The sequence below is a fragment of the Streptomyces sp. SM11 genome, assembly GCF_002910905.1.
Taxonomy (GTDB): domain Bacteria; phylum Actinomycetota; class Actinomycetes; order Streptomycetales; family Streptomycetaceae; genus Streptomyces.
Map to the genome: position 1 here is coordinate 35968 of NZ_NEUE01000270.1, position 4823 is coordinate 40790.

At 62.5% G+C, this 4823-nt stretch carries 2 protein-coding genes, 2 rRNA genes and 1 pseudogene; 2 read left to right on the plus strand and 3 right to left on the minus strand.

Translation table 11 applies throughout. The features are described 5' to 3' along the window. The coding region (locus B9S58_RS39595; RefSeq protein WP_258045128.1) for a type IV secretory system conjugative DNA transfer family protein at positions 1–908 on the plus strand (908 nt) is incomplete at its 5' end. Positions 909–963: 55 nt separating this feature from the next. Here B9S58_RS39595 and B9S58_RS29690 read toward each other — a convergent pair. Further along, entirely contained in the window at positions 964–1524 is a 561-nt protein-coding gene (locus B9S58_RS29690) for a GNAT family N-acetyltransferase (protein WP_103535045.1), read from the minus strand. Between the two features lie 55 nt (positions 1525–1579). Between B9S58_RS29690 and B9S58_RS39600 the strand changes: the two are divergent. Beyond that, a pseudogene (locus B9S58_RS39600) lies at positions 1580–1741 on the plus strand (DNA-binding response regulator); the annotation flags it as partial. 58 nt (positions 1742–1799) lie between these two features. Here the strand turns inward: B9S58_RS39600 and rrf are convergent. Both rrf and B9S58_RS29705 read right to left on the minus strand, forming a co-directional pair. Next, positions 1800–1916: ribosomal RNA gene (gene rrf / locus B9S58_RS29700) — 5S ribosomal RNA — on the minus strand. A gap of 78 nt (positions 1917–1994) precedes the next feature. After that, a 23S ribosomal RNA gene (locus B9S58_RS29705) occupies positions 1995–4823 on the minus strand; the annotation flags it as partial.

Here is a 4823-nt window from a genome sequence, read left to right on the forward strand (position 1 = left end):
CCCGGCGCCCCACCGTCGTCCAGGCCATCCACGACGCCGAAGGGCCCGCCCTCGTCATCACCTCGGACCCCACCGTCTGGGTTGAGACGAAAGACGCCCGCAGCAAGCTCGGCCCGGTCCTCGTCTACGACCCGGGCCACCTCTGCGACACCCCGGCCCGCCTCCACTGGTCGCCCACCGCGGGCTGCGAGCTCCCCGAAGACGCCGCCGCCCGCGCCGCCGCCCTGCTCGCCCCCGTACGCCCGCAGGCCCGGATCGACGCGGCGGTGGCCGACACGGCGCAGACGCTCCTCCAGTGCTGGCTGCACGCCGCAGCGGTGGACGGCCGCCCCTTCCGTCAGGTCCTGCGCTGGGCCTCCGGGGCCGGCGCCCACGAACCGGTACGCCTCCTCCGTACGCACCCCAAGGCCGCGTCCGGGCTCGCCGGGCTGCTGGAGTCCGCCCTCACCGCCTATCCGGAACGGCGCGAAGTGGCCCAGGAACTGACGGTACGGGCGTTCGCCGCGCTCTCCACGGTGCACATCCGCGAGGCCTGCACGGCGAACCGAGCGGATTCCCTCGCGCTGGAATCTTTTGCGGACGAAGGGGGAACGCTCTATCTGGTGGGCGACCCCGTCGAGGATCCCCGGTCCCACCCCGGCGCGATGCCCCTCCTCACCGCGCTCGCCGCAGACGTGGTCGAGCACGGCCGCCGCATGGCCGCACGGTCATCCGACGGTCGGCTCGACCCACCAATGAGGCTCGTCCTCGACGACGTCGCGGCCGTGGCACCCTTTCCCCAGCTCCCGGATCTGCTGGCGACCGGCCAGAACCGGGGCATGCCCGCCCTGGTGCTGCTCCGCTCCCAGGAACAGGGCCGGGCCCGCTGGCAGGAACACCTGCACGCCCCGGCCCCCGGTGTCAGCTAAGGGCTGTCCCGTAGAAGACGAAAGCCCCTGGACGAAGAAGACCCCCGGAGCGCCGCTACGCCTGCCGCCCGAGGACGTACTCCAGCTCCAGCTCGCCCCGGCCGCCCGGGGCCGGAATCCGCTGCCCGGAGGGGACGAACCCGAACCGCCGATAGAAGGCGGCGGCCCGCGGGTTCTTCTCGTGCACGTAGAGACGCACCCGCTCCAGCCGGGGCGAGGACAGCGACCAGGCCCACGCGACGGCCTCCCGGAACAGCGCGTCCGTCACCCCGGACCCCCGGGCCCCGGGCCGGACGAACACACCGACGAGGTGCGCCTGGTGCAGCTCAGCGGCCTCCCCGAAGCGCACATCGTCCTCCGGGCTCTCGACGAGCACGGTGACCGTCCCCGCCCACACCCCATCGGGCGACTCCGCGACGAACTGCCGGACACAGCCGCCCCCGTCCTCGGCGGCGGCAGCAGCACGCTCCTGCCAGAAGACGTCCGGCTTCGCCACCGCCTCCTCGTACGACTCCAGGAACGCCACAGGGGCCGCCGGATCCTTCAGCGCATCCAGGCGCAGCTGCCTGACCTGCGGCCATTCGTCGGGCCGTACAGCACGCATCACATAGTCCATGCCCCGATCCTCACCCCCCGCCCGCCCCACGTTCAACCGACCACCCCCGCCGCGTGTGGCCGCCGGTGTCGCGGTGGTCGCCCCGACCCCGACGCGCCGCCTCCTCGATGCCTACGTCCATCGCCTCCCGGCCGTACCCGGCGCGCCGGCCTCGTCGGACCCGCGCATCACGACGCTGACGGAGCGGGAGCGGGGAATCTTCACCGCGAGCGGGAGAAAGGCCCGGAACGCAGGAAAGCCCCGCACCATAGGTGCGGGGCTTTCCCGGAAAAATTGTTCGGCGGCGTCCTACTCTCCCACAGGGTCCCCCCTGCAGTACCATCGGCGCTGAAAGGCTTAGCTTCCGGGTTCGGAATGTAACCGGGCGTTTCCCTAACGCAATGACCACCGAAACACTATGAAATTAACCAACACCGGATGAAACACGGCCGTTCGTTATTTCAGAACTAACACAGTGGACGCGAGCAACTGAGGACAAGCCCTCGGCCTATTAGTACCAGTCAGCTCCACCCGTTACCGGGCTTCCACATCTGGCCTATCAACCCAGTCGTCTACTGGGAGCCTTAACCCTTCAAGAGGGTGGGAATACTCATCTCGAAGCAGGCTTCCCGCTTAGATGCTTTCAGCGGTTATCCTTTCCGAACGTAGCCAACCAGCCATGCCCTTGGCAGGACAACTGGCACACCAGAGGTTCGTCCGTCCCGGTCCTCTCGTACTAGGGACAGCCCTTCTCAATATTCCTGCGCGCGCAGCGGATAGGGACCGAACTGTCTCACGACGTTCTAAACCCAGCTCGCGTACCGCTTTAATGGGCGAACAGCCCAACCCTTGGGACCGACTCCAGCCCCAGGATGCGACGAGCCGACATCGAGGTGCCAAACCATCCCGTCGATATGGACTCTTGGGGAAGATCAGCCTGTTATCCCCGGGGTACCTTTTATCCGTTGAGCGACAGCGCTTCCACAAGCCACTGCCGGATCACTAGTCCCGACTTTCGTCCCTGCTCGACCCGTCGGTCTCACAGTCAAGCTCCCTTGTGCACTTACACTCAACACCTGATTGCCAACCAGGCTGAGGGAACCTTTGGGCGCCTCCGTTACTCTTTAGGAGGCAACCGCCCCAGTTAAACTACCCATCAGACACTGTCCCTGATCCGGATCACGGACCCAGGTTAGACATCCAGCACGACCAGAGTGGTATTTCAACGACGACTCCACAACCACTGGCGTGGCCGCTTCAAAGTCTCCCACCTATCCTACACAAGCCGAACCGAACACCAATATCAAACTATAGTAAAGGTCCCGGGGTCTTTCCGTCCTGCTGCGCGAAACGAGCATCTTTACTCGTAGTGCAATTTCACCGGGCCTATGGTTGAGACAGTCGAGAAGTCGTTACGCCATTCGTGCAGGTCGGAACTTACCCGACAAGGAATTTCGCTACCTTAGGATGGTTATAGTTACCACCGCCGTTTACTGGCGCTTAAGTTCTCAGCTTCGCCACCCCGAAGAGCAGCTAACCGGTCCCCTTAACGTTCCAGCACCGGGCAGGCGTCAGTCCGTATACATCGCCTTACGGCTTCGCACGGACCTGTGTTTTTAGTAAACAGTCGCTTCTCGCTGGTCTCTGCGGCCACCCCCAGCTCAAGCAGCAAGTGCTATCACCAGTGATGGCCCCCCTTCTCCCGAAGTTACGGGGGCATTTTGCCGAGTTCCTTAACCATAGTTCACCCGAACGCCTCGGTATTCTCTACCTGACCACCTGAGTCGGTTTAGGGTACGGGCCGCCATGAAACTCGCTAGAGGCTTTTCTCGACAGCATAGGATCATCCACTTCACCACAATCGGCTCGGCATCAGGTCTCACCCTTAAATGTGTGACGGATTTACCTACCACACGGGCTACACCCTTACCCCGGGACAACCACCGCCCGGGCTGGACTACCTTCCTGCGTCACCCCATCGCTTACCTACTACAAGTCTGGTTCATCGGCTCCACCACTACCCTCAACTCCGAAGAGATCGGGCCGGCTTCACGGACTTAGCATCGCCTGATTCAGTACTGGGCGTTTCAAAGCGGGTACCGGAATATCAACCGGTTGTCCATCGACTACGCCTGTCGGCCTCGCCTTAGGTCCCGACTTACCCTGGGCAGATCAGCTTGACCCAGGAACCCTTAGTCAATCGGCGCACACGTTTCTCACGTGTGTATCGCTACTCATGCCTGCATTCTCACTCGTGAACCGTCCACAACTCGCTTCCGCGGCTGCTTCACCCGGCACACGACGCTCCCCTACCCATCCATACGGGCGTTGGCCCTATGTGTATGAATGACACGACTTCGGCGGTACGCTTGAGCCCCGCTACATTGTCGGCGCGGAATCACTTGACCAGTGAGCTATTACGCACTCTTTCAAGGGTGGCTGCTTCTAAGCCAACCTCCTGGTTGTCTCTGCGACTCCACATCCTTTCCCACTTAGCGTACGCTTAGGGGCCTTAGTCGATGCTCTGGGCTGTTTCCCTCTCGACCATGGAGCTTATCCCCCACAGTCTCACTGCCGTGCTCTCACTTACCGGCATTCGGAGTTTGGCTAAGGTCAGTAACCCGGTAGGGCCCATCGCCTATCCAGTGCTCTACCTCCGGCAAGAAACACACGACGCTGCACCTAAATGCATTTCGGGGAGAACCAGCTATCACGGAGTTTGATTGGCCTTTCACCCCTAACCACAGGTCATCCCCCAGGTTTTCAACCCTGGTGGGTTCGGTCCTCCACGAAGTCTTACCTCCGCTTCAACCTGCCCATGGCTAGATCACTCCGCTTCGGGTCTAGAGCGTGCAACTCAAACGCCCTGTTCGGACTCGCTTTCGCTACGGCTTCCCCACACGGGTTAACCTCGCTACACACCGCTAACTCGCAGGCTCATTCTTCAAAAGGCACGCAGTCACGACTGCATGTGCAAGCACATACAGCGACGCTCCCACGGCTTGTAGGCACACGGTTTCAGGTACTATTTCACTCCGCTCCCGCGGTACTTTTCACCATTCCCTCACGGTACTATCCGCTATCGGTCACCAGGGAATATTTAGGCTTAGCGGGTGGTCCCGCCAGATTCACACGGGATTTCTCGGGCCCCGTGCTACTTGGGTGTCTCTCAAACGAGCCGTTGATGTTTCAGCTACGGGGGTCTTACCCTCTACGCCGGACCTTTCGCATGTCCTTCGCCTACATCAACGGTTTCTGACTCGTCCCACAGCCGGCAGACTGTGAAAGAGAGATCCCACAACCCCGCATGCGCAACCCCT

Bases quoted from the DNA above. Each gene is read 5' to 3' on its own strand.
- B9S58_RS29690 (WP_103535045.1), bottom strand. From the start codon at position 1,524: ATGGACTATGTGATGCGTGCTGTACGGCCCGACGAATGGCCGCAGGTC.